Origin of the sequence: Aurantimonas sp. NFXS3 (assembly GCF_049132005.1) — a bacterium.
In the GTDB taxonomy this organism is placed as follows: Bacteria; Pseudomonadota; Alphaproteobacteria; order Rhizobiales; family Rhizobiaceae; genus Aurantimonas; species Aurantimonas coralicida.
Genome location: NZ_JAGDDZ010000013.1, coordinates 1 through 21621, shown reverse-complemented (window position 1 = coordinate 21621; position 21621 = coordinate 1). Strand labels below are relative to the sequence as shown.

General features: G+C 66.8%; 19 protein-coding genes and 1 rRNA gene. 9 read left to right on the top strand and 11 right to left on the bottom strand.

Annotated elements, in window-relative coordinates; translation table 11 throughout:
* Positions 1-626: 626 nt before the first annotated feature.
* Positions 627-1754 carry a hypothetical protein gene (locus tag J3367_RS20770; RefSeq protein ID WP_421462528.1) on the bottom strand — a complete coding sequence of 376 codons (1128 nt, stop codon included), beginning with the start codon at positions 1752-1754 and terminating at the stop codon, positions 627-629.
* A 496-nt stretch (positions 1755-2250) separates the two neighbouring features.
* On the opposite strand from J3367_RS20770, the gene J3367_RS20765 reads away from it, so the two are divergent.
* From J3367_RS20765 to J3367_RS20755, 3 genes are all read left to right on the top strand, one after another.
* Positions 2251-3381 carry a mandelate racemase/muconate lactonizing enzyme family protein gene (locus J3367_RS20765; RefSeq protein ID WP_029703829.1) on the top strand — a complete coding sequence of 377 codons (1131 nt, stop codon included), beginning with the start codon at positions 2251-2253 and terminating at the stop codon, positions 3379-3381.
* 72 nt (positions 3382-3453) lie between these two features.
* Positions 3454-4374 carry a dihydrodipicolinate synthase family protein gene (locus J3367_RS20760; RefSeq protein ID WP_024352336.1) on the top strand — a complete coding sequence of 307 codons (921 nt, stop codon included), beginning with the start codon at positions 3454-3456 and terminating at the stop codon, positions 4372-4374.
* The gene (locus J3367_RS20755; RefSeq protein WP_024352337.1) at positions 4374-5234 is read left to right on the top strand and encodes a 3-hydroxyacyl-CoA dehydrogenase family protein; all 861 of its coding nucleotides are present in this window, start codon (positions 4374-4376) and stop codon (positions 5232-5234) included. Before J3367_RS20760 ends, J3367_RS20755 begins: the two co-directional genes overlap by 1 nt.
* 10 nt (positions 5235-5244) lie before the next feature.
* On the opposite strand, the gene J3367_RS20750 is transcribed toward J3367_RS20755, so the two are convergent.
* From J3367_RS20750 to J3367_RS20735, 4 genes are all read right to left on the bottom strand, one after another.
* Positions 5245-5955 (bottom strand): GntR family transcriptional regulator, encoded by a 711-nt coding sequence (locus J3367_RS20750; protein ID WP_024352338.1) that lies wholly within the window; start codon positions 5953-5955, stop codon positions 5245-5247.
* A 71-nt stretch (positions 5956-6026) separates the two neighbouring features.
* Entirely contained in the window at positions 6027-7580 is a 1554-nt protein-coding gene (locus J3367_RS20745) for a tripartite tricarboxylate transporter permease (RefSeq protein WP_024352339.1), read from the bottom strand.
* Positions 7581-7591: 11 nt separating this feature from the next.
* Entirely contained in the window at positions 7592-8038 is a 447-nt protein-coding gene (locus J3367_RS20740; RefSeq protein ID WP_024352340.1) for a tripartite tricarboxylate transporter TctB family protein, read from the bottom strand.
* 58 nt (positions 8039-8096) lie between these two features.
* The gene (locus J3367_RS20735) at positions 8097-9074 is read right to left on the bottom strand and encodes a tripartite tricarboxylate transporter substrate binding protein (RefSeq protein ID WP_228241227.1); all 978 of its coding nucleotides are present in this window, start codon (positions 9072-9074) and stop codon (positions 8097-8099) included.
* A gap of 157 nt (positions 9075-9231) precedes the next feature.
* On the opposite strand from J3367_RS20735, the gene J3367_RS20730 reads away from it, so the two are divergent.
* Genes J3367_RS20730 through J3367_RS20720 form a run of 3 tightly spaced genes read left to right on the top strand, consistent with a single transcriptional unit; the run spans position 9232 to position 13294 of the window.
* Positions 9232-10965 (top strand): IlvD/Edd family dehydratase, encoded by a 1734-nt coding sequence (locus J3367_RS20730; RefSeq protein ID WP_024352342.1) that lies wholly within the window; start codon positions 9232-9234, stop codon positions 10963-10965.
* A complete protein-coding gene (locus tag J3367_RS20725; protein ID WP_024352343.1) occupies positions 10962-12008 on the top strand; it encodes an Ldh family oxidoreductase in 1047 nt (348 codons plus the stop codon). Before J3367_RS20730 ends, J3367_RS20725 begins: the two co-directional genes overlap by 4 nt.
* A gap of 41 nt (positions 12009-12049) precedes the next feature.
* Positions 12050-13294: an alpha-hydroxy acid oxidase gene (locus tag J3367_RS20720; protein WP_024352344.1), complete on the top strand. Its 1245-nt coding sequence runs from the start codon at positions 12050-12052 to the stop codon at positions 13292-13294.
* 22 nt (positions 13295-13316) lie between these two features.
* Here J3367_RS20720 and J3367_RS20715 read toward each other — a convergent pair whose 3' ends face one another.
* From J3367_RS20715 to J3367_RS20695, 5 genes are all read right to left on the bottom strand, one after another.
* A complete protein-coding gene (locus J3367_RS20715) occupies positions 13317-13451 on the bottom strand; it encodes a hypothetical protein (protein WP_266102179.1) in 135 nt (44 codons plus the stop codon).
* Between the two features lie 189 nt (positions 13452-13640).
* Positions 13641-14924, bottom strand: a complete 1284-nt coding sequence (locus J3367_RS20710; RefSeq protein ID WP_024352345.1) for a TRAP transporter large permease — start codon at positions 14922-14924, stop codon at positions 13641-13643.
* Complete coding sequence (locus J3367_RS20705) at positions 14921-15478, bottom strand: TRAP transporter small permease (RefSeq protein WP_024352346.1); 558 nt, start codon at positions 15476-15478, stop codon at positions 14921-14923. Before J3367_RS20705 ends, J3367_RS20710 begins: the two co-directional genes overlap by 4 nt.
* A gap of 98 nt (positions 15479-15576) precedes the next feature.
* Complete coding sequence (locus J3367_RS20700) at positions 15577-16557, bottom strand: TRAP transporter substrate-binding protein (RefSeq protein ID WP_024352347.1); 981 nt, start codon at positions 16555-16557, stop codon at positions 15577-15579.
* Between the two features lie 101 nt (positions 16558-16658).
* Positions 16659-17738 carry a 4-hydroxythreonine-4-phosphate dehydrogenase PdxA gene (locus tag J3367_RS20695; protein WP_024352348.1) on the bottom strand — a complete coding sequence of 360 codons (1080 nt, stop codon included), beginning with the start codon at positions 17736-17738 and terminating at the stop codon, positions 16659-16661.
* 111 nt (positions 17739-17849) lie between these two features.
* Here J3367_RS20695 and J3367_RS20690 point away from each other — a divergent pair, with 111 nt between their 5' ends.
* The 3 genes from J3367_RS20690 to J3367_RS20680 all read left to right on the top strand — a co-directional run bounded on the left by J3367_RS20690 (position 17850) and on the right by J3367_RS20680 (position 21072).
* The gene (locus J3367_RS20690) at positions 17850-18533 is read left to right on the top strand and encodes a GntR family transcriptional regulator (protein WP_024352349.1); all 684 of its coding nucleotides are present in this window, start codon (positions 17850-17852) and stop codon (positions 18531-18533) included.
* Positions 18534-18794: 261 nt separating this feature from the next.
* Complete coding sequence (locus J3367_RS20685; RefSeq protein WP_051141676.1) at positions 18795-20048, top strand: MFS transporter; 1254 nt, start codon at positions 18795-18797, stop codon at positions 20046-20048.
* Between the two features lie 94 nt (positions 20049-20142).
* Positions 20143-21072, top strand: coding sequence for a hypothetical protein (locus J3367_RS20680; protein ID WP_024352351.1), 930 nt, complete (start codon positions 20143-20145; stop codon positions 21070-21072).
* 441 nt (positions 21073-21513) lie between these two features.
* Here the strand turns inward: J3367_RS20680 and rrf are convergent.
* Positions 21514-21621 (bottom strand): 5S ribosomal RNA (gene rrf, locus J3367_RS20675); the annotation flags it as partial.

Below are 21621 nucleotides of genomic sequence, written 5' to 3'. Positions count from 1 at the left end.
AGCGCAGGTGATCGCGGTTATGCTCCGCACGAGTGGTCGGGGTCCACATGGCTCTTCCAGATCAGGCTTCAGACACCTTCTGGAATCATCGCCATCCCGGCCATTCAACCCTTTCCGGACGGGCTCTAAGTGGCGACCCTCGAGCCGTCACAACGCGATGGGCATCCACGGCCGGTGCGGTCTTCAGCGGACGGCTTACGTAAATGCCGCAAAACGATAGCGGCTCGTCCACATTTCAATCGCTGGGCGGGGCATCCATGAGCATGCGGGGGTTCGAGCGGTTCGCATACCAATCCTCGCGCCCCAAAAATGACCCGGGAGATGCTCCGCCCTTTCGCGGATCATACGAACAGGGCCGCCTGATGCGCATATGCTGGAACGCGCTGACGTCCTTGTTCAACTCGAGGTGGAAACGTCAGCTTCCGGACTGACCGCCTCATGTCTGCTGCCAGCGCAGGGCAACTCGCCTCTTCGACTTCGTAATGTCCGCTAACAGGGAGCAGCGAGCGCGGCCTAAATGACCGAGATGGGCGCCTAGCAGACATGAAGTGCTCGGCGGTATATCGGTAACACGGGCGAAGCTAGCATTACTGCCGATGCACGAGATTGCAGTAGGAGGTCGAATCTCAGGGCCGAAGCACGAGAGGACCATCGGCTAATTCGCTGGACGCGCCATCGTGATCATCAGAGAAGGCTTCATTTAATTTGTGCGCCCTCTCGTAGCCCGCCCGTAGAAGCGTTGCCCGGTTGAGCCTCTCTTCAAGCACTTGCCGCACCCGCAGGACCTCGGCGGGATCAGGTGTGGGCAGCATGAACCCTGGCAGCCTGCTTCTTCCCTTCGGTGGGCGCGCATAATGCTTTGCCGCGGTGAAATCAGTGCCGTGCCCCAACAATGCGCCGACCTCTGAGGGCGTCAGAAACGTTTTCGCAGCAGCCGCGAAGGTGTGCCGGGTAGAGTAGAATGTCGGTCTACGCTGGCGACGCGGCCAAAGCTCCTGGCAGACCTCATGGAGTGTGTCTCTGAGCTGAGCGTAATAGGTCTGCCAAACTGCGCGGGCTCGGTCCTTTTCGCGAAGGAGACAGGTGCTCAGGTGTCCCTGCCAATCTCGAATTGCCTGCACCTCCTCGGTACAGTCGCTCCAAGTCAAGGTTCGGGTCGGCCCGTGCGACCGGCCGTTCGTGCTTTTGCCGTTCTGCACCTTCAGCTTCCATCCCTCCTCGGTATCTTGGATCAGCCTCGTGTTGATCCACTCGGAAGGCCGGAGGCCGGTGACGAGACCTGCAGTGAGCAACAGAAGGACCGCCTCAGCATGTCGGCGCTTCGAGACTGAGAGGGCTGCGGTCAGCTTCTCCCAATCCAGACCGCTGATGCGCTTCTGCTTAAGGGCGGAAGTTCGGGGCCGGACCTTCGGCTGCAGGAACATCGGATTTCGGAGGGGTGAGCTAAGGATGGCGATAGCTCGCTGCACCTCCGCATGGACGGTCGCATTCACGCTGTCGCCCTTAAGTATCAGGCCAAAGACCCAGATCGATGCTGCACGATACTGGCGAAAGCTCGAAGGGCTCATCCCACTACGACGGTCTGTGAGCCAAGTGGCGTACCCCGGCAGGGATGGATGCTCTGTCGTTTCGAGCTGGTAATTAGCCAGGAGCCGGGCAGCGCACTTTTCGTATCGTTCGGTGGTCTCCGCAGTTCGCGAAGTCGCTTCGGTGAGAAACGATGTGGAATCAGTCAGTTGCATAGCGGTCGCCATCACAGCGCGACCTCCAACGTCCAGTGCCCACTTTCATCCTGTCGGGTGCACCATTCTTTCATGACATCGCGAGAATGCCCGAATGTCCGCTTTTGCGGATGATGGCGTTTGCGCATGCCCGATCTGGCATGCCTGTTCCCGCGTGCAGTTCTTCAGGACACCGCTAGATACCAGCACGACGTTCGAGGCTCCCCCTTCGAATGCCATGACGCGATGAACAACGCGTTCTGCCGCATGCTGGGCTCCGCTTGCGGCCGGGCGGCGAATCCGAGCTTCCGTTCATACCGTTCGACGCCGCGCGAGCATCAGGAACGCAACGGCTCCGTGCCACTGCATTCCCACAGCGGCGGCGCTGGCCCTTCGAGTGGCACCGCTCCCGACCCCCGCAATGCCCTCGTTCGCTCCGCCGGCGCGATTTACCGCTCCGATTGTCAACAATTACTTTGACAATTTGCCATGGGCGTTTATGCAAGGGGTGACCAAACGGGAGATGACCATGGTAAGACCGTCGACGATCCGGACCGTCGAGGCGCGGACGATCCGGGTTCCGCTGGATTCTCCGACCTCCTTCTCGACCCGGCAGGTGCATCACCGCGACTACGCGGTCACCCGCGTCACCACCGACGACGGCGTGCGTGGCATCGGCTTCTGCTATGGCGGCAGCGATGCCGGCAGTCTGGTCACCCAGGGCGTGCGTGAGCTTTTCGCGCCGCTCCTGATCGGCGAGGATGCGACGCGCGTCGAAGGCCTGTGGGGCAAGATGTATGCGTCGGGCCTGCTGCAGGGCCGCGCCGGTTCACTGATGCGCTCGCTGTCGATCCTCGACATCGCGCTGTGGGACCGCAACGCCCGCGCCGTCGCCATGCCGCTGCACCGCTATCTCGGCGGCTATCACGACGTGAGCGTGCCGGCCTATGCGTCGGGCGGCTATTATCTCGACGGCAAGTCGCCCGAGGCGCTGGGCGAGGAACTCGCCGGCTATGTCGCGTTGGGTTTTCAGGCAGTGAAGATGAAGGTCGGCCGGCTCGACCCCGCCGGCGAGGAGGCCCGCATCCGGGCTGCCCGCGAGGCGATCGGCCCCGACGTTCTCCTGATGCTCGACGCCAACAATGCCTGGAGCGACCTGCCGACCTGCCTGCGCTTCATGGATCGCTACGAGCCCTATGATCCCTACTGGATCGAGGAGCCGTTCTCGCCGGACGACATCGCCAACCATGCGCGCCTCGCCCAGAACACCCGTGTCCCGGTCGCCACCGGCGAGATCGAGGCCGGCCGCTGGCGGTTCAAGGAACTGCTCGACCAGGATGCCGCGGCGATCCTGCAGACCGACGCGGCCGTGTGCGGCGGCATCAGCGAATATCGCCGCATCGGCGCGACCGCGGCGAGCTACGGCGTCAAACTGTGCCCGCACTGGTTCCACGATCTGCACGTCCATCTCGTCGGCTCGGCCGCCAACGGCCAGTTCGTCGAATATTTCCCGGACGACCAGGTGCTGAATTTCCGCCGGCTGATCGATCGCCAGCTCGAGACGAAGGGCGGACGGCTCATCCTGCCGACCGAGCCGGGCCTCGGCTTCGACTTCGACGACAAGGCGCTCGACGCCTTCGCCCTCGACGACTGGGCGTAGGCACCGTTTTCGCGAGGGGGCGACGACGGGGCGACCGCGGCGCCGACGCCGCATCTTGAGGGGGATTAGACCATGCCGGCCGATGCGATGAGGGGCGTTCTGTCGCCCGTGGTGACACCGTTCGACGCGGAGCTGCGCCCGGACAGGGCGGCCTGGCTCGCCCATTGCCGCTGGCTCCTGTCGCAGGAATGCGGCCTGGCGATCTTCGGCACCAACAGCGAGGCCAACTCGCTGGCCGTCGCCGAGCGCCGGTCGCTACTGGAGGCTGCCTTCGAGGCCGGTCTCGATCCGGCCCGCATGATGCCCGGCACGGCGTCCTCGGCATTTCCCGAGACGGTGGAGCTGACCCGGGCGGCCGTCGACGGCGGGGTCGCCGGCGTCCTAATGCTGCCGCCCTTCTACTACAAGAACGTCTCCGACGACGGCCTCTTCGCCTATTACAGCGAGGTGATCCAGCGCGTCGGCGATGCCCGGCTGCGGGTCTATCTCTACCATATCCCGCCGGTCGCCCAGGTCCCGATCTCGCTGCCGCTGATCGAGCGGTTGCTGAAGGCCTATCCGGGCACGGTCGCAGGCATCAAGGACTCCTCCGGCGACTGGGAGAACACCCGGGCAATGATCGCGGGCTTCGACGATTTCGCCGTCTTCGCTGGCTCGGAGGCCTTCCTGCTGGACACGATGCGAGCCGGCGGCGCCGGCTGCATCAGCGCCACGGCCAACATCAATCCGGCCGCCATTCACGACGTCTACGCCAATCGGCAGGCCGCCGATGCGGACCAGCGCCAGGCAGCGATCACCGATTTCCGCAAGGCCGTCGCCGCCTTCCCGATGATCCCGGCGCTGAAGGCGACGATTGGCCTGGCCACCGGCGAGCGCGGCTGGGAGCGGGTGCGCCCGCCGCTGACCCCGCTCGCCGACGCCGATCTGGCGTCGCTGTCGCGGATGCTGGACGGCCGCGGCTTTGCCATGCCGGGCCGCGGGGACGACGCCTGATGAGTGGCGTCGCCATCGTCGGCGCCGGCACGATGGGCCGGGCGATCGCCGCGGGCTTTGCCCGCTCGGGGAAGCGGACCCTCCTCGTCTCCCGCGATCCGGCCGGTGCCGATCCCGCCCCGGCGGGCGTTGACCTCGTCGGCGCCCTGCCCGACGAACCGCCGGCCATGGTCGTGGAGGCGATCCCGGAGGATCTGGCGCTGAAGACCGCCTTCTTCCGCTCGGTCGAGGCGCGTTACGGGCCGGATTCGGCCCCGCTGATGGCCTCCAACACCTCCGGCCTGCCGCTGCAGGACATCGCCGACCGGCTGGCCAGGCCCGATCTTTTCCTTGGCATCCACTGGTTCCACCCCGCCGACGAACTGCCGATGGTGGAAAGCGTGCGCGTCGCCCAGACGGCGCCGGCGACGGTCGACACCGCGCTCGCACTACTGCGCGCGGCCGGCTGGGACAGCATCGTCGTGCCGCGGCCCGTCCCCGGCGCGGTCGTCAACCGCCTGCAGCATGCGATCCTGCATGAGGCCTATCACCTGATGGCCGAGGGGCTGGCAAGCGTCGAGGACATCGACCGGGCGGCGCGCTGGCTGCTGGGGCCCCGCATGTGCATCGCCGGGCTTCTCAAACAGAAGGATCTCGCCGGCCTCACCGGCCATATCCTGGCCCAGCGCAGCATCGTGCCGGACCTCTGCCACGATGCCGAACCCAATGAAGCGATCCAGGCAATGCTGGAGCGCGGCGAGACCGGTGCGCTGGCCGGCCGCGGCTTCTACGACTGGGACGGGCGCGACGCCAAGGCGGAGATCGCCGCGGCGGCCGCGCGGCTGCGCCGCCTGATCGCCCATCTGGACGAGCCGGCGTAAAACGCCGCGCTCAGGTGAAGCGGGTGCGGAACATCTCAATGTAATGGTTCTTCGCCGGTGCGAGATGCGCCCGGCACAGCGCGATCAGTTCGGCGCGGTTCTGCGAACGGATCGCCGCGATCATCTCCCGATGCGCATTGGCGGCCCAGAGCAGATAGCCCCTATCGTTGACGAAGATCGAGCGATAGGCATGCGACTTCTGGGCGAAGCTGTTGATCGCCTCGATCAGCGCCGCATTGCCGCAATGGGCAAACAGCGCCTGATGGAATTCGATGTTGGAGCGGAACACGCCGCGCCGGTCTTCCGCCTCGATCGCCGCCGAGTGCCGGTCCTGGATCGCCTCGAGCTCGGCAATTGCCTCATCGGACATCGGCAGTTCGATCAGCGATGCCGCATGGGATTCCAGCAGCTCGCGCACCGCATTGATGTCCTCGACCTCGGCCTCGCTGTAGAGCCGCACGACCGCGCCGCGATTGCGGACCCGGTTGACCAGCCCGAGCCGCTCCAGCTCGATCAGTGCCTGGCGCACCACGTGGCGCTTGGCCTGGAACCGGCTGGAGATGTCTTCCTCGATCAGCCGTTCGCGGGGATGCAGGCGACCGAAGACGATGTCTTCCTCCAGCTGCCCGGCGATCTCCAGCGACGCCTCCTCGCCGCTCTGTCGGCCCGTGGCCGTCGCATAGGTTTCGTCAGCATCGCCGGGTGCGGCCGTTCTGGACATGGATTGGCAACTCCTGCGATCGAACGGCCCCGCATAGCGGCGCCGGAAGGTTTGCTCAACTGACGATGGTGTCAGTCGCGGCTCCCCGCGACGTCCCCCTCCACCGAGGAAACGGTCCTGGCCGCCGCCGGCTTGCGGAACAGCCGGGCCAGCGAGCCGAAGAAGGGTGTTGCCTGCAGGATCGACAGGAAGGCCACGGCCAGCAGGGTCGCCGAAATCGGGTTCTGCAGGAAGATCATCCAGTCGTTGCGCCCGATCAGCATCGATTGCTGCAGCGTCGTGTCGAGGATCGGCCCGAGGATCAGCCCGATCACCAGCGGCGGCGTCGGGATGCGGAACTGGTCGAAGACGAAGCCGACCATGCCGAAGGCGATCATCAGCCCGACGTCGAACACCGAATTGTTGATGGCGAAGGAGCCGATCACCGACAGGACGACGATGATCGGGCCGACGACGCGGTTGGGGATCCGGGTCACGGTGATGCAGGCGCGGGTGAACAGGAGGCCGACGACGAACAGCGCGATATTGGCGAACATCACCGCCCAGAGCAGCGTGTAGGTGACGTCGCCATGCTCGGTCATCAGCGATGGTCCGGGCAGGATGCCGTGCACCATCAGGCCACCCAGCAGCACCGCCGTCGAGGACGAGCCGGGAATGCCCAGCGAGATGGTCGGGATCAGCGCGCCGCCGACGACGGCGTTGTTCGCCGCTTCCGGCGCCACGATGCCGGCCGGATAGCCGGTGCCGAACTCCGCCTTGTGCCGCGAAAAGCGCTTGGCCTCGTTATAGGCGAACCAGGATGCGGTATCGCCGCCCGTGCCGGGGATGAGGCCGACGAAGACGCCGATGAAGCCGGAGCGCACGCTGTTGGGCAGGAGCTTGAGGAACTCCGCGCCGGTCGGCAGCATCCGGTCCCGCACGCTGGAGACGCGCTCGTCCTGGTTGGAATTGCCCTGCACGATCAGCCGGATCGCCTGGGGAATGGAGAACAGGCCGATCAGCGCGACGGTGAAATTGACGCCGCCGAACAGGTCCAGCACCCCGAAGGTGAAACGCGGGGTGCCGGTCGTCGGGTCCATGCCGACAGTGGCGATCAGAAGCCCGATCGCGCCGGACATCAGGCCGAGGATCGCCGATCCCTGCGACAGCGAGCCGATGATGGTGATGCCGAGGACGGCGACCGCGAAGATCTCCACCGGGCCGAAATTCAGCACCACCCGGCCGAGCAGCGGCGCGACGGTGAGGAGCACGATCGAGGAGATGACGCCGCCGATCAGCGACGCCGTCAGCGACAGGCCGAGCGCCTTGCCGGCAAGCCCCTTCTGCGCCATCGGATAGCCGTCGAGGACGGTGGCCGCCGCCGCTGGCGTGCCCGGCGTGCGCAAGAGGATCGCCGCGACGGAGCCGCCATACATCGCCGCCAGATACAGCGAGGCGAGCATGGCCAGCCCGGTTTCGGGCCGCATCGAATAGGTCAGCGGCAACAAGAGCGCGATGGCCATCGTCGCAGAGAGGCCGGGCATCGCGCCGACGAACATGCCGATGAGCGCGCCGGCGAAGATCGCCAGGAGATTGATCGGGTCGACCACATTGGCCAGGCCGATCCAGAGGAAGGATTCAGGCATGACGGGTCTCCTCAGACGGCCGGGTAGAGGGGGATCGACAGGTTCAGGAAGTAGACGAAGACGGCCCAGATGAACCCGGTCACCACGAGCGTGGTCAGGACGGTCGCGGTCCATCCGATCGGCCGCAGCACGGCCAGCGGGATCAGGAGGAACAGCGGCGTCGCGACGAGATAGCCGACATGATTGATGCTCCAGGCATAGAGCACGATCAGGCCTGCGAAGCCGGTCCCGACGGCGATGTCGCGCCATGCGAAGGGCGGGACGAGCACCAGCGTGCCGGCGACTTTCTCCCGGCGCCATGCCAGAAGCGTCTGTGCGATCGCCGCGAGCGCCAGGATCAGGACGATCCAGCCCAGAAGGTTCGGCAGGCGGGCAGCTGTTCGGGGATAGGCAGCGGCCTCGCTCCAGAAGAAGAAGACGAGCGCGATGGCCGCGAGCGCAACCAGGATTCGACCCATGACATGGTCTCCGGACGGAGTCTGTGGCGGGGGCGGCGGGTCGCCGCCCCCAAGGGTGCTACTTGGCCTGGACTTCGTCCTTGATGTCGGCCCAGATCTCCCGGTACTCGCCTTCCTGCTTCTTCAGGAACGCGGTGTAGTCGTCACCGCCGATGAAATCGATGTTCATCGCCGATGCCTTGGCCTTCTCGAGGAATTCCGGGTTCTCGGTCACCCGGCGCAGCGCCTCCACGAACTGCGTGCGGGCCTCTTCCGGGAAACCGCCGGGGCCGCTGTAGCCGCGCGACGAACCGGCGACGAGATCGTAGCCGAGCTCCCTGGCGGTCGGCACGTCCGGCAGCTCCGGCAGGCGCTCTTCGGTGAACACGGCGAGGGCGCGCAGATTGCCCTCCTTCACCTGCGGATAGGCGACGCCGACATTGGTGAAGCTGGCGTCGATCTTACCGCCCATCGCGGCGGTCCAGGACGGGCCGTCACCCTGGAACGGCACCTTCTGGAGCTGTACGCCCGCCGCCTTTTCGAACATCAGCGAAGTGAAGAAGTCGTCGCCGCCGACGCCGGAATTGCCGACGGTCACGGTGCTCGGATTGTCCTTCGCCGCCTTGACGAAATCCTCGAAGGTCTGGAACGGGCTGTCCTTGGCGACGACCGCGATGCCCGGATCGGTGACGACATTGGCCAGCGGGGTGATCTCGTCGACGGTGTAGGTGATCGACGGATTCATGATGTAGTTCGTCGTCAGCATCGGGGTGTTGGTGATGCTGACCGTGGCGCCGTCGGGCTTGGTCTGCTTGGCGAGCTGCGTCCACGCGATCGCGCCGGTCGCACCGGGAATGTACTGGTTGACGAAATTGACGCCGAGCTCTTCGGCGAGGAACGGCTGGACGAGCTGCGCCAGGGCGTCGGAACCGCCGCCGGCCTTGAAGCCCTGCATGACGTTGATCTCGTCGGATGCGGAGTATTTGGCGTCCTGTGCAAAGGCGGGCGCGACGATGGCGGTGGTAACGGCGAGAGCCGCGACAATGGTCATTCTCATGGGTGGATCCTCCCTTTTGGATTGACGCACTCCTCCAAGCGCGTCGATGGACCTTATCGACACCTGTGCAGGTGTCAAACATATTGTTGACAATCTTGGCAATCGTCTGTCAGGTCAACCCAGAGCAGCAGGCGTAAAAGGGTAAGGAGCGTATCGCATGTCGGAAGAGAACGGACGGGGGCTGAAGAAGGGACTGACGAGCTACGGCGATGCCGGTTTCTCGCTGTTCCTGCGCAAGGCCTTCATCAAGGGCATGGGCTATTCCGACGATGCGCTCGATCGGCCGATCGTCGGCATCGTCGATACGGCCAGCGGCTACAACGCCTGCCATGCCAACGTCCCGGACCTGATCGAGGCGGTGAAGCGCGGCGTCATGCTGGCCGGAGCCCTGCCGGTCCCCTTCCCCACCATCTCGATTCATGAATCCTTCTCCCATCCGACCTCGATGTATCTGCGCAATCTGATGGCGATGGATACCGAGGAGATGATCCGCGCCCAGCCGATGGATGCGGTCGTCCTGATCGGTGGCTGCGACAAGACCGTGCCGGCCCAGCTGATGGGCGCGGCGAGCGCGAAGGTCCCCGCGATCCAGCTCGTCACCGGGCCGATGCTGACCGGCAGCCATCGCGGCGAGAAGGTCGGCGCCTGCACCGATTGCCGCCGCTTCTGGGCGCGCCATCGCGCTGGCGAGGTTGATGCCGAGGAGATCTCCGACGTCAATTCGCAGCTCGTGCCGGGCGCCGGCACCTGCGGCGTGATGGGCACCGCCTCGACCATGGCCCTCGTCGTCGAGGCGCTCGGCATGATGGCGCCGGGCGGCGCGACCCCGCCGGCGGTCTCCGCCGACCGTCGCCGCATCGCCGAGACCACCGGCGCGCTGGCCGTGCAGATGGCCGCCAGCAACCTGACGCCCGACAAGATCATGACCACCAAGGCGTTCGAGAACGCCCTGACGGTGCTGCTCGCCACCGGCGGCTCGACCAATGGCATCGTGCATCTGGCCGCCATGGCCGGCCGCCTCGGCCTGACCCTCGATCTCGACGCCTTCGACCGGATCGGCCGCAAGGTGCCGGTGCTGGTCGACCTGAAACCGTCCGGCCAGCATTACATGCAGGACCTGCACGCGGCCGGCGGCCTGACCACCATCCTGCGCGAGCTGAAGGACCTTCTGCATCTCGACTGCCTGACGGTCACCGGGCGCACGCTCGGCGAGGAGATCGACGCCGCGCCCGCCGGCTGGCAGCAGGCAATCGTCGCTCCGGTCTCCGCACCGCTCTATCCGGAAGGCGGCATGGCCGTGGTCCGCGGCAATCTGGCCCCCGGCGGCGCCATCGTGAAGCAGTCGGCCGCGACCCCGGCGCTGATGAGCCACACCGGCCGGGCCGTGGTGTTCTCCTCCATCGCCGACATGGCCGAGCGGGTCGATGATCCCGATCTCGACGTGACCGCCGAGGACATTCTCGTCCTGCAGAATGCCGGACCGAAGGGCGCGCCCGGCATGCCGGAAGCCGGCTACATGCCGATCCCGCGCAAGCTCGCCGCCGCCGGCGTCAAGGACATGGTCCGCATTTCCGACGCCCGCATGAGCGGCACGGCGTCCGGCACCATCGTCCTGCACGTGACGCCGGAAAGCGCCGAGGGCGGCCCGCTGGGCCTGGTGCGCACCGGCGACCGGATCACGCTCGACGTGCCGAACCGCGCGATCTCGCTGGACGTCAGCGAGGCCGAACTGGCCGAACGCCGCAAGAGCTTCGTCGCCCCGGTCCATACCGGTTCCGATCGCGGCTACAAGCGGCTGTTCCTGGAAACGGTGACCCAGGCCGACAAGGGCTGCGACTTCGACTTCCTCGTTCCGCCCGCCAGTGGCAGCGTGCCGGAAACCCGGGGATGAGCCAGCGCTACGATTATCGCGCGCTGATCGGCTACGCGCAGGACGCGCTTGCCGCCAGCGGCCTCGACGCCGGTCACGCCGAGATCGTCGCGGAGACGCTTGTCGAAGGCGATCTCCTCGGCCATTCCACCCACGGCCTGGCCCTCCTGCCGCGCTATCTCAGGGAGCTCGCGGCCGGGCACATGACCAAGGCAGGCGAGCCCTCGGTCGTTCGCGACCATGGTGCCTCGGCGGCCTGGGACGGCAAGTATCTGCCGGGCCCGGTGCTGGTGCGCCGAGCGCTCGCTCAATGCACGCAGCGGGCTCGCGACACCGGCGTCGCCACCGTGGCGATCGGCCAGAGCCACCACGTCGCCTGCCTTGCCGCCTATCTGAAGGCGGTGACTGACGAAGGGATGGCGGCGATCATCGCCTCGTCCTCGCCGGCCACCGCCTCGGTGGCGCCCTTCGGCGCCGTGGAGGGCATCTATTCGCCCAATCCGATTGCGGCGGGCTGGCCGACGGGCGGCGATCCTGTTCTCGTCGACATCTCCGCCTCGATCACCACCAACAGCCTCGTTGGCGAACGCGTCGAAGAAGGACGCCGCCTGCCCGGCGCCTGGATGATCGGTCCCGACGGCACGGCCAGCGACGATCCGGCCCTCCTGACAGCCGAGCCCGCCGGCGCGCTGCTGCCGCTGGGCGGCACCGAATACGGCCACAAGGGCTTCGCCCTCGGCCTGATCGTCGAGATGCTGACGGCGGGTCTGGCCGGCCATGGCCGCGCCGACGCCCCCGACCAATGGGGCGCCTCGGTCTTCGTGATGGTCGTCGATCCGGAGCACCATGGCGGCCGTGCCGCCTTCGAGCGGCAGACCGGCTTCATGGCCGGGGCCGCACGGGGCGCGAAGGTGCCTGACGGTGCCAGCGCGGTGCGCCTGCCGGGCGAACGGGCGCTGCGTCTTCGCCGCCAGCAGATGGCGGAGGGGGTCGCCCTGTCGGATGAGCTTCTCGCGCGGTTGCGCAAGGCACTGCCGGACCGCCCGCTGGACGCCAGCCGGTAGGGCTGACCGAGACGAGACATCGGACCATCAGGGAGAACACGATGACGGATCAGACCGGCGGCCGGGTGGCTGCGGGCACCCCCACCGGCGTCGCCGAGGCGCGGCGCGAGGAACGGCTTCCGCGCAGACTTCGCAACATCTTCAATATCGGCGAGTTCGAGCCGGCGGCCCGCAAGCGGCTGCCGCGCGGCGTCTTCTCCTACATCTCCGGCTCGGTCGAGACCGGCGCCGCCTTTAAGGCGAACCGCAGCGACTTCGAGGACATCCGCCTCGTCCCGCGCATCCTCGCCGGCCTTGCGGTCCGCGACCAGAGCCGCACCCTGTTCGGCAAGACCTGGAAACACCCCTTCGGCATCTCGCCCATGGGGCTCAGCGCCCTCACCGCCTATGACGGCGACATCGTCCTCACCCGCAGCGCCCATGAATGCGGCATTCCGGCGGTCCTCAGCGCCACCTCGCTGATCAGCCTCGAGCGGGTCGCAAAGGAAGGCCATGCGCGCTGGTTCCAGGCCTATCTGCCCGGCGACGACGCGCGGGTCACCGGCATGGTCGACCGCCTCACCGCCGCCAATTACGACACGCTGGTCATCACGGCGGATGTGCCCGTGGCCGGCAACCGCGAGGATTCCAGGCGCGACCGCTTCGGCGCGCCGATGAAGCCCAGCCTCGATCTCGCCCTGCAGGGTGTGGTGCGGCCGGGCTGGGTGATGGGTACCATGGCCCGCACCCTGATGAACCACGGCATGCCGCATTTCGAGAATGCCGATGTCGAGCGCGGCCCGGCGATCATCTCCAAGAACGTCGTGCGCTCCTTCGGCGGGCGCGGCACCTTCTCCTGGCGCCACGCGGCGATCGCGCGCGAGCGCTGGAAGGGCAAACTCGTCATCAAGGGAGTGTTGTCGCCGCAGGATGCGCGCCGGGCCCGCGAACTGGGAGCGGACGGCATCATCGTCTCCAACCATGGTGGCCGGCAGCTCGATTATGCGGTGTCGGGAATTGCGGCGCTGCCGGCGGTGAAGGCCGCGGCCGGCGACATGGCCGTCATGCTCGACGGCGGCGTGCGGCGCGGCTCCGACGTCCTGAAAGCGATCGCGCTGGGCGCGGACTTCGTCTTTGTCGGGCGGCCGTTCCTGTTCGCAGCCGCCGTGGCGGGCGACGCCGGCGTCAGGCACGCCGTCTCGCTGCTCGCGGCCGAGATCGACCGCGACATGGCGATGATCGGGGCGCCATCGCTGGATGCGATCACCCCGGACATCCTCGCCGAAAATGCACTGGCGCGCCCTTGAGGCCGCGCCAGGCGCTTCGTTCTCAGTCCATCAGATGCGGATAGCGGTTGCGGAACTCGGCCCGCATCCGGCGTGCTTCGCGCAGGCTGCCGGTGGCGCCGCGCAGATAGTCGATCATGCGGGAGTAGCTCTTGGGAGCGCGTGCGTCGATCGTCATGTCTCTTCCTCGCCGAGCGAATTGCTGTGCCATTGAATTATGCCGGCGCGGCCGTCCCGGTTAGGGCCTCTGGCGAATAGCTCCCATGCGGAAGCGGCAGGGAAGCGCATGTTCCACAGAGTTGCGACAACGAAAAAGGGCCGGTGAGACCGGCCCTTTTCGTTGCATGTGGTGTGAGGCGACGCCGCGCTATTTGTAGAAGAAATCCACCAGCGACAGCGACACGGCCGGCACGTAGGTCACCAGAAGCAGGACCACCAGCAGGATTCCGATGAAGGGCAGGTTCGTCCGCGTCGTGCGCCAGATGTCGGTGCGGGCGATCGAGCAGGCCGTGACCAGCACGCTGGCGACCGGCGGGGTCTGCTGGCCGAGCGCGATGTTCAGCGTCAGGAGGATGCCGAACTGCACCGGATCGATGCCGATCTGATGCACCAGCGGCATGAAGATCGGCACCGTCAGGATGATCGCCGCGGCCCCGTGCAACACCATGCCGACGAACAGCAGGAAGACGTTGATGATCATCAGGACGAGGAACTTGTCCGTCGTCAGCGTGGTGATGCTCGCCGCCAGACGCTGCGGCATCTCGGTCTCGGTCAGATAGAGGCCGAGAACCGCGGAACTGGCCACCAGCAGCATGACGACGGCGGTCTGGATCACCCCGTCGGTCAGCGCATGGTAGAACAGGCGGATGTCGATCTCGCGATAGACGAAGCCACCGATCACCAGCGCCGCGATGACGGCGAGCCCTGCGCCCTCGGTGGCGGTGACGAAGCCGCCGAAGATGCCGCCGAGAATGATCACCGGCAGGATCAGCGCCCAGCCGGCGTCCTTCGCCGCCTTCCAGAGCCGGGTCAGGCTGAAGGCCTCCTCGCGCGGCAGGTCGTAGCGCACCGCGAAATAGTAGCACAGCGCCATCATGCCGAAGCCGCCGAGCAGGCCCGGCACGATGCCGGCCACGAAGAGCTGCACGATCGAGGTGTCGGACAGGGCGCCGTAGAGGATCATCGGGATCGACGGCGGAATGATGATCGCCAGCGATGCCGAGGACGAGGTGACCGCCGCGGCCATGCGGGGCGAATAGCCCTTCTTCTTCATCGCCGGGATCAGCACCGAACCGATCGCCGCGACGTCAGCGACGGCCGAGCCGGAGATCTCGGCGAAGAACAGCGACACGCCGACATTCACCATGGCGAGGCCGCCGCGCATGAAGCCGATCAGCGCCGAGACGAAATTGATCAGCCGGCGCGAGATGCCGCCGGTGTTCATCAGCGCACCGGCGAGGATGAACAGCGGAATGGCGATCAGCGGGAAGCTCGTGGCCCCGTCGAACACCGACAGCGCGGCGTTCAGGAAGCCGAGATGGCCGTTAAGGATGTAGACGCCCACCAGCGCGCTGGCGAGGATCGCGACGGCGATCGGCAGGCCGATGGCGATCATCACGAACAGGGACAGAAGGATCAACGCCTCGGTCATTTGGATTCTCCAGCGCGCGAAGCTTCAAGCTCGGCCTGGGCGCGAGCGATTTCGGCGGCAATCTCACGCTCCTCGGGGTCGAGCCCGATCCTGGCGTCCTCGTAGCGTTCGGGCAGCGTCAGGAGACGCGCCAGGATCACCAGGCCCGCACTGACCGGCAGGATGCTCTGCACGAAGCTGCGGGAGACGAAGCGCACCGAGATCAGCGTCTCGTTGCCGAAGATGTCGAGAATGGCCCAGCCGGCCCAGCCGATGACGGCGAAGGTCGCGAGGAAGATCAGCTCCACGCCGGAGAACAGCAGCAGGCGGCCCTTCGGCGGCAGGGAATAGAGCAGGCCGCTGAAGCTCAGATGCGCATTGCGCATGGTCGCAAGGGCGGCGCCGGTAAAGGTGATCCAGGCGAGGAGCACCGAAGCGACCTCGTCGTACCAGATCAGCGAATTGCCGGAATAGCGGTAGCCGACGCCGAGCAGCACCACGAGAGCGAGGACGACGAGCAGGAAGATCGTCACGGCCTGAAGTGAGACGTCAAGCCAGCGGGCGAGCCGGGACATGGGTGGGTTCCCCCGATGAAGAGTTCTTGTGGGCAGGGCCCGGACCGGTCGGCGGGGAGAGGCCTCGCCCCTCCCCGCCGGTCATGGATCGCGATCGATCAGTCGGCGAGCGACATCGCCTTGTCGATCATCTCCTGCCCGCCATCGACTTCGGCGGCGAACTTTTCATAGAGCGGCTTGGAGGCGTCGACGAAGGCCTGGCGATCCGCCTGGTTGACCTTCATGCCGGACTCCTCGAGCTCCTTCAGCAGCTTGTCGTCATCGGCTGCGCCCTGCTCGCGGGCCCACAGCGCCACTTCCTCGGCGGTGGTCTTCAACACCTCCTGGATCTCCGGGTCGAGCTTCTCGAAAGCGGTGACGCCGACGGTCGGATAGGCCGGCGAATAGACGTGGCCGGACATCGACAGATATTCCTGCACCTCGTTCAGCTTGCCTGCCGAGATGTTGGTCAGCGGGTTCTCCTGGCCGTCGATGACGCCGGTCTGCAGCGCGACGAAGACTTCCGAGAAGGACATCGGCGTCGGGTTGGCGCCGTAGGTCTTGAACATCTCGACGCGCCAGGACGAGTTCGGCGTGCGGATCTTCAGGCCTTCCAGGTCGGCCGGGGTGTTGATCGGCCGCTCGTTGTTGGTGATCTGGCGGAAACCGTTCTCCCAGATGGCGAGCGGGCGATAGCCCTGCTCCTCGGCGGCCGGAACCAGCACGTCGCGGAACAGCGTCTCGTCGATCCGCGCCAGGTGATCGCGATCCTTCACCATGAAGGGCAGGTCGAACAGCGCGTATTCGGCGGCGATCTCCGGCATGGTCGAAGACGGCAGGGTCATGTGCATGGTGCCCAGCTTGATCTTCTGGAGCATGTCCTTGTCCTTGCCGAGCTGCGAGGAGTCGAACACCTTCACCACGGCGGTGTCGCCGAGCTTCTCGTTGGCGCGGCGGGCGAACTCGCTAGCGGTGCGCTCCTGCAGCGAACCGTTGGCAGCGCTCAGGCCGAAGATGATTTCTTCCTGCGCCTGGGCGAAGCCGCTGGCGGCCAGAAGTGCGGCGGCGGCAACGGCCGATTTCAGCGTGAAGTGGATCATGTGGGTCCTCCCGTCAGATCGTTTGGGTTAAGTGGTGGCTGGTGTCTGCGCGACGCGACCTTGCCGGTCGTCTTGGATGTATTGGAGGGGCACTCGCCCCCTCAGGCGGCCCGGGGTCCCTGCAGCCCCTTGGCGAACAGTGCCGACAGCGGCGTTTCCGGCGGCGGCAGGATGTCCCCCTCGGCAGCCTTTCGGGCCGCCAGCATCAGGCCGAGTTCGATCGCCTTCTGCCCGGCGCCCGGATTGGCGATGCCCTGTCCGGCGATGTCGAAGGCCGTGCCGTGGGCCGGCGTGACGATCGGGAACGGATAGCCGGCGATCAGCGTGACGCCGCGATCGAAGCCGATCAGCTTCATGGCGATCTGGCCCTGGTCGTGGAACATGGTCAGGACGGCGTCGAACTCGCCCTTCATGGCGCGCACGAAGACCGTGTCGGACGGCACCGGACCGGTGACGGCCATCTGGTGGGCCTGGGCGCGCTGGACAGCCGGCAGGATGATCGCGTCATCCTCGGTGCCGAAATTGCCGCCGTCGCCGGCATGCGGATTGAGGGCGGCGACGCCGATGCGCGGCCGCTCGTAGCCGGCGCCCTGCATCGTCTCGATGGTCAGCCGCAGGCTCTCGAAGACGCGATCCTCGGTGATCGACTCGGCGACCTTCGACAGCGGGATATGCGAGGTGCAGCGGGCGTTCCAGACCTCGTCGAGGACGTTGAACTCGCTGCCGTTCTTGGTGACCTCGATGGTCCGGTTCACGAAGCCGATCTCGTCGACATAGTCGCTTTCCGACAGGCGCATCGAGTGCTTGTTGAAGGGCGTGAAGAACACCGCGTCGGCATAGCCGTTCTTGGCCGCCAGAAGCGCGCAGCGGAAATTCGCCAGCGCCGAGGCGCCGCCCTCCGGGCTCGAGGCGCCCAGCGTGATCGCCGCCGGATCGCAATTCTTCAGATCGACGAAGCAGCTGCGCTGCGGCCGTTCGCTACCGAGTTCCTCGGCCGTCACATTCGGCAGATCCAGCGTGACGCCGGCATGGCCGGCGCCCATGTCGAGCACCCGGCGGTCGCCGATCACCAGAAGGGTCGCCGTCTGCGCCACGGGGTCGGCGAGAAGCCGCGCGGCCAGCTCCGGGCTGATTCCGGCCGGATCACCAATGGCAAAGGCCAGGACTTGGGACTGGGGCATGCTGTTTCCTCACCGGTTCCGCATATCGCATTTTGCATACGATATTTTTCTTTGCCCCCACAAGCCCCCTTTTTGCTATAATCTCGGCGACGACCCGAGCGACGCAGGAAGGTGAACCACATGGATGCGGCAGAGACGGCGACGCTGGACGCGCCCCTGATCCAGCGGCAGACCCTGCACGAGCAGGTCGCCGGGCGGATCCGCGACATGATCATCGAGGGGCATCTCGCGCCGGATTCGCGAATCAACGAGGCGGCCCTCGTCCAGAGCCTTGGCGTTTCGCGCACGCCCCTGCGCGAGGCGCTGCGCACCCTGGCCGGCGAAGGGCTGATCGACATCCGCCCGTCGCGCGGCAGCGTCGTGCGGCGCCTGTCGCCGGAAGACGTCGCCTCGATGCTGGAGGTGCTGGCCGAGCTCGAGAAGCTGGCGGGCCGCCTGTGCTGCGAACGCGCCACCGACGACGAGCTCGCCGAATTGCTGGCCGTGCACGACGCCATGATCGGCTATTACGAGAAGCGCGAGCGCCTGCCCTATTACAAGATGAACCAGGCGATCCATTCCGGCATCGCCCGGCTGTCGCGCAACAACATGCTCATCGACGTGCAGGGCACCATCCAGGGCCGGCTGAAGCGCATCCGCTTTCTCGGCAATCAGGGGCCGGAGGCCTGGGCCAAGGCGGTCGCCGAGCACGAGGAGATGGCCGTGGCCCTGCGGAACCGCGATGGCGAGCGGCTCGGCGAGGTCCTCGCCCGGCATCTGCAGAAGACCTGGGACCGCGTGAAGACCGTCGTCTAGCGACGAGGCGACATCGAGCTGTCGGGATCGGGGCTCCGCCAGCGATCGAGCCGGCAGCTTCGCGACGCAACCGTCCCGACGCCGCGGTTCATCCATTACCGGAAGACGCCACAGCGATCCTGTCCGACACGGCAACCCGCCGGCCATTGTCCCGGACCCCGGCAGACTAGTAAGGTCGCATGATCTTGGCGCCCGTCTTGCCGGGCTCCCGCAACCGGATCGCCGACGGCATCCGGCTTCGACAGAGGCAGCATCCACCCCATGACGACAGACGCGTCCGTTTCCGACCGGCCCGGCGAGGCCGTGAGCCTGCCATGGCTGCTGGCCGAGACCACCATCATCCAGGCGCTCGGCACCGCCGCGGTGCTGACCGTGCCGGCCCTTGCCCCCGCCGTCGCGCTCACCCTCGGCGTGCCGTCGAGCTTCGTCGGCTATCAGGTCGGGCTGGTCTATCTGGCGGCGATGCTGTCCTCGCTGGTCGGCGGCGCGGTCGTGTCGCGCTGGGGCCCCTGCCGCACCGGCCAGACCGCAATGGCACTGACGGCCGCCGGCTGCCTTCTCGCCAGCATTCCCCATCTGGCCGGCATGATCGCCGGCTCGCTGGCCATCGGCCTCTCCTACGGGCTGATCAACCCCTCCGCCTCCGATCTCCTGCAGCGCCATTCGCCGGCGCATCGGCGCAATCTCTTCTTTTCCATCAAGCAGACCGGCGTCCCGATCGGCGGCATCATGGCCGGGCTCATCGGCGCGCCGATGGCCGTGGCGTTCGGATGGGGCGCCGCGCTGTGGGCCGTGGCCGCGTCCTGCATCGTGCTGATGCTCGCGCTCGAGCGTGGCCGCGCCCGTCTCGATGCCCATGCGAACCCGGCAACCCGGCTGCTGCGCTCGGCCGGCCTTGGCCTGACGACCATCCGCTCCGACCGCTCGCTGCTCATGCTGGCCGCGGCGTCCTTCTGCTTTTCCGCCATCCAGCTCTGCCTCGTCGCCTTCCTGGTCGTGCTGCTGGTGGAGGAGCTGCAGATGGGCCTCGTCGAAGCCGGCATGGTCCTGGCCGCTGTCCAGGTCATGGGCGCCGTCGGCCGCCTGCTGTGGGGCCATGTCGCCGATCGCATCCACAGCGGTCTCGCCGTTCTCACGGGCCTCGCCGCGCTGATGGCCGTGGTCTCGACCACGATCCTCTTCGTCTCGCCGCAATGGCCGCTCGCCGCGGTGATCGCAGCCTTCATGCTGCTCGGCCTCACCGGCGTCGGCTGGAACGGCGTCTATCTCTCCGAAGTCGCGCGCCTCAGCCCCCTGCGCGCCGTCGGCTCGGTTACGGGAACCGCGATGTTCGTCACCTTCGCCGGCGTGCTGGTGGGGCCGACCCTGTTCTCCTCGGTACACAATCATGTCGGCAGCTATATCGGCAGCTACGGCGTTCTCACCGTCCTCGCCATCATCGGCGGCTGTCTGGCCGCTGCCACCTGGCGGCGCGATCGGCGCAAGACCGGCGCCGCGGATCCCAGCCCGGCGTGAACAGCCGGCTCAGACTTTCCGTCGTAGGCGGCGGAATAGTGACAGGCGCATGTCCCCATCTGGACGGCCGGAGCAGAAAGGCGCCTGACAGGCCATGACACGGCTTCTGACGATCATCGCCCGCAATGGGCGCTGGATGCTGGTGGCAGGCCTTGTCGGCGGCGTGCTGTTTCCCGGCCTCGCGTCACTCATGCGGGCGGGCCTGTTTCCGCTGATCGCCGCGATTCTCTTCGTCTCAGTCCTGCGGGTGGATCCCGCGCAGATCGCGCGGTCCCTCACCCATATGCGCCGCGACGTGCCGCTGGTCCTGTTCCTGCAGCTCGCGCTGCCCCTCGCCGTCGCCGCGATCCTTTACCTCGGCAATATCAGCGGCCCCCTCGCCAGCGTCGTCATTCTCACGCTGGCCGCCGCGCCGATCACCGGCGGCGCCGGCCTCGCCGCCCTCACCGGCCTCGACGGCATGACCGCCCTGCGACTTCTGGTCTGGGGCACGATCCTGCTGCCGCTCACCTCGATGCTGCCCCTGCAGATCGTCTTTCCCGGCGCAGCAATCTCACCGCTGGAGCCCGCATTGCGCCTTCTCGGCGTCATTGCGCTGGCCGGTGGCCTGGCGGTCGTCGTGCGGCAGATCTGGCGGCCCGCACCGCAGTCGGACGCGATTGTCATGCTCGATGCCGTCAGCGCCCTGCTGCTCGCGGCCCTGGTCCTCGGTCTGATGGACGCGATCCAGCCGATGCTGCTGCGCGATCCGCTGCAGGTCGCCGGCATGCTCGCGGCCGCTTTCGCGCTGAATTTCGGGCTACAGATCGCGGCCAACACCGCCATGCGCCGCGCCGGCAGCGATCCGGCCATCGGCGGCGCCGTGGCGCTGATGGCCGGCAACCGCAATCTTGCGCTGTTCCTGGTCGCCCTGCCCCCTGCGTCTTTGGAGGCCATGATGGTCTTCGTCGGCTGCTACCAGATCCCGATGTTTCTCACCCCACTCCTTATGCGCGGCTATTATGGCCGGGCCGGCAGGCACTGAACGGGGAACCGGCGCCGTGCTGAGGGTGTAGAAAACTCAGGATGGAGCCACATGCCGGGGCCGCCTTCACGGGAGGCTCCTCCGTGATCTTGCGAGTGCATCCTCGAACTGCGGCGGTGTCAGTTCCTACACGCGCACCCTTCGCCGGAGAGATCGCAGTCATAAGGAAGAGCCGGCAACTGACGCAGAGCGCCTATAGCTTCTACCGGCCACTCCCGCCGGGCCGTCAATGTCGGCGACAATCGCGCGATGGCCCCGAGTGCGAGGAAGGCATCCTGGTCTTCTCATCTCAAGCCGCACCGGGCGCCTATCGGCCGTCTCGCTTGAGATCAGGCCTAAAACATAGCCTCTGAACGCAAAAAGCCCCTCGGCTGTGGAGCGCGAGGGGCTTTGGTGCTTGGCGTGAAGAAGGGGTCTCAATTGACAACTTGCGATTTGCAGACCTGGCGGCGACCGACTTTCCCGCGTCTTGAGACGAAGTATCATGGGCGCTGGGGCGTTTCACGGCCGAGTTCGGAATGGGATCGGGTGCGGCCGCCCCGCTAGAAC